This window comes from Eubacterium aggregans, assembly GCF_900107815.1.
Lineage (GTDB): Bacteria > Bacillota > Clostridia > Eubacteriales > Eubacteriaceae > Eubacterium_O > Eubacterium_O aggregans.
On record NZ_FNRK01000051.1, the window covers coordinates 1 to 3,183 of the forward strand.

The window sequence follows — 3,183 nt, forward strand, 5'->3', positions numbered from 1 at the left end:
GTTTTGACTGTACTTTTATGATAACACTCCATAAGCGAGTGGCTTGCGGTAATGAGGCAAATACCGGATTTGCTGCTTTTCCTCCGAGAGGAGGATAAAGAAAAGCAGGAAAGCCGGTAAAGCCGAGCCGAATCCACTTTCAGAATAAGATTCTGAAAGTGGCAGCAAGCCACTAATAATTGATTATATTACAACGGAGAGATCGTACACTGTACGGTCTCTTTTTTTATGCGACCCCTTAAGCCTTCCTGAATCAACTGGGTTTCCTAATGGGGATGGGATATAATGATAAAAATGGGAGAGGAGCGTCACATGATCATTTGGCTTATTATCTTTAGTGTGTTTTTAGTGGCAGAAGTGGTCACTGCAGGTGCCATGGTTTCCTTGTGGTTCTGCATCGGGGCCTTGGCGGCCCTGGGAATGAGTGCCTTAGGCTACAGCGTTTTATGGCAAATTGGAACCTTTGTCGTCATTTCGCTGGTTTCCTTATTTCTGTTCAAGCTGTTTGCGGGTAAGCGCAGTGCAAAGCCAGCCCAGAGCTTTACAGCATCCAAGGCCATCGGGCAAAAGGGAATCGTAACGGAAGCCATTGACAATGCCATCAGTCAAGGTCAGGTGAAGGTTGACGGTGCACTGTGGAGCGCCCGGAGCGAAGACGGCCAGCCCATTGCAGAAAACACCGTCGTGGTTGTACGGCGTTTGGATGGCATTAAAGCCATTGTCAAAAGAAAGGAGCAGTAACGTGTTTTTTATGATATTTCTGTTTATCCTCATTATTGCCTTAATTGTGTTACTCATTGTCAATGTCAAAATTGTACCCCAATCCTATGCCTATGTGATCGAACGGATTGGTCAATACCATGCAACCTGGGAAAGTGGTTTTCATATTGCCATTCCGATTTTGGATCGGATTTCCAAGAAAATCAGCTTGAAAGAGCAGGTCATTGATTTTCCACCCCAGCCAGTCATCACCCAGGATAATGTTACCATGAGTATCGATACCGTTGTGTATCTGTATATTATTGAACCGAAAGCCTATGTTTATGGGGTGGAAAACCCCCACATGGCCATTGAAAATCTAACCGCTACCACCCTGAGAAATATTATTGGGGATATGGAACTCGATCAGACACTGACCAGCCGGGATGTGATTAACTCAAAAATGCGTGCCATCTTAGACGAAGCGACGGACCCCTGGGGAATCAAAATTAATCGGGTGGAGCTTAAAAACATCATGCCCCCCAAGGAAATCCAGGATTCCATGGAACGCCAAATGAAAGCTGAGCGGGAACGTCGTGAAGCGATTCTTCGGGCTGAAGGTGAGAAGAAGAGCTCTGTGCTACTCGCGGAAGGCCGAAAGGAGGCCCTAATCTTAGATGCCCAGGCAGAAAAAGAAGCGGCGATTCTGAGAGGTGAGGCTGTAAAGGAAACCCGTGTGCGTGAGGCTGAGGGTGAGGCCCAGGCCATCTTAACGGTTAAAAAGGCCGAAGCCCAAGGAATTTCATATATTAACGCTGCCCAACCCAGTGAAAGTGTTTTGATACTGAAGGGGTATGAAGCATTAGAAAAGGTTGCTGATGGTCGGGCAACCAAGCTGATCATTCCATCGGAAATACAAAATATGGCGGCATTGCTGGCATCCGCGAAAGCGGTAGTTGAAGAGGATGCCCCTCTGTCAGAAAATAAATAAGCAGAGATGTTTTACATTCTTTTAAAGGCACACAGCGGTGTTGTGATAATCACCGCTGTGTGCCTTTTCTTTTGAATAAATTAAAGGTTATTAAAAAAAGGTGCGTAATCCGGGGAAACGGGGACTAAAATTGACAGTAAGAATTATCCGTGATAGACTGATTTAAAAGAACAGAAAAGAACATCCTTTATTTCACAGCCTTTTAGAAATTTAACGGACTGCTCGATAGAGTGCTTGTTTTTATTTTATTATGAAAGGTTGTGTTGTTTATGTTAGGAAAAGCACTGGTCTATTGTGAAGGTCATTTTGGCGATTCCGATGGAAAAACGGCCAATGGACTCATTCGCCACTCAAAAAAATATCAAATCTCAGGTATTATTGATAGTACTGAAGAGGGTCAGGACGCAGGGATGGTTTTAAACCATCAAAACAATGGTGTGCCCATATTCAGAGATATGGCGGATGCCTTAGTCAATCTGGGTAAGGTTCCAAAATACTTTATCTTCGGCCTTGCCCCCAACGAGGCATTCCTCTCGACGGCAGAACGGTTAATTATTTTAAAGGCAATGTCCTTGGGAATGAATATCGTCAGTGGACTTCAGGAGTTTTTATCCGAGGATCCAGAATTTATCAAACAGGCAAAAGAGAGCAACGTGAAAATTATAGATATCCGAAAGCCCTTGCCCAAGCGGTATTTGCACCTCTTTACCGGCGAGATTTTAAAACTTAATATCCCAAGGGTGGCAATATTTGGCACTGACTGCGCCATTGGAAAACGAACTACTGCCATGCAATTAGTGGATAAGCTCAAAGATGAAGGGTTGAAGGTTGCCTTTATCGGAACTGGACAAACATCCATCATTCAGGGAGAGCCCTACGGCGTGGCTATGGATGCGATCCCTTCGGAATATATGGCTGGGGAATTTGAAAATGCCTGTATGGATGCCTATACCCATGAAAAGCCAGATATCATGATTTATGAAGGACAGAGCTCTCTCAGTCACGAAGCCTTTGTCAGTTGTTGTGCCATTATTCGGGGTGGACGTCCCAATGCTTTTATTCTCCAACATGCACCGAAGCGTCGCGTGCGCCTTGACTTTCCCAATTTAAAAATGCCCACACCCAGTAGTGAAATTTCACTTATCGAGAGTTTTTCCAAGGCCAATGTTATTGCGCTCACCATCAACCATGAAGGAATGACCAATAAGGATATAGAGACGACCATTGTTAAATACGAAGAAAAGCTGCATATTCCAGCAGTTGATGTTTTAGTTTCTGGATGTGACAAGCTGGCCGCTGCTATTTTCAAGCAATTTCCAGATTTGCATAGTCAAATTAAGGTATAAATCCATCCTTCATTAAAAGAATGCAAAATAGCCCTTGACAAAAGCCCCGAGACAGCATATACTAAATGAGCTGTCTCGGAAGGGACGGGGGCAAAACGAAAAATCTGTAAAATTACTAAAAATAGGACTTGACAAAGCGGATACGGT

General features: G+C 44.2%; 3 protein-coding genes. All 3 read left to right on the top strand.

What is annotated here, in order from left to right:
• The first annotated feature begins 312 nt into the window (after window positions 1-312).
• The 3 genes from BLW33_RS13800 (at window position 313) to BLW33_RS13810 (ending at window position 3,036) form a co-directional block, all read left to right on the top strand.
• Window positions 313-741 carry an NfeD family protein gene (locus BLW33_RS13800; protein ID WP_176966746.1) on the top strand — a complete coding sequence of 143 codons (429 nt, stop codon included), beginning with the start codon at window positions 313-315 and terminating at the stop codon, window positions 739-741.
• A gap of 10 nt (window positions 742-751) precedes the next feature.
• Complete coding sequence (locus tag BLW33_RS13805; RefSeq protein WP_090310038.1) at window positions 752-1,690, top strand: SPFH domain-containing protein; 939 nt, start codon at window positions 752-754, stop codon at window positions 1,688-1,690.
• Between the two features lie 269 nt (window positions 1,691-1,959).
• A complete protein-coding gene (locus BLW33_RS13810; protein WP_090310035.1) occupies window positions 1,960-3,036 on the top strand; it encodes an N-acetyltransferase DgcN family protein in 1,077 nt (358 codons plus the stop codon).
• Window positions 3,037-3,183: the final 147 nt, after the last annotated feature.

Bases quoted from the DNA above. Each gene is read 5' to 3' on its own strand.
- BLW33_RS13800 (WP_176966746.1), top strand. From the start codon at position 313: ATGATCATTTGGCTTATTATCTTTAGTGTGTTTTTAGTGGCAGAAGTG.
- BLW33_RS13810 (WP_090310035.1), top strand. From the start codon at position 1,960: ATGTTAGGAAAAGCACTGGTCTATTGTGAAGGTCATTTTGGCGATTCC.
- BLW33_RS13805 (WP_090310038.1), top strand. From the start codon at position 752: ATGATATTTCTGTTTATCCTCATTATTGCCTTAATTGTGTTACTCATT.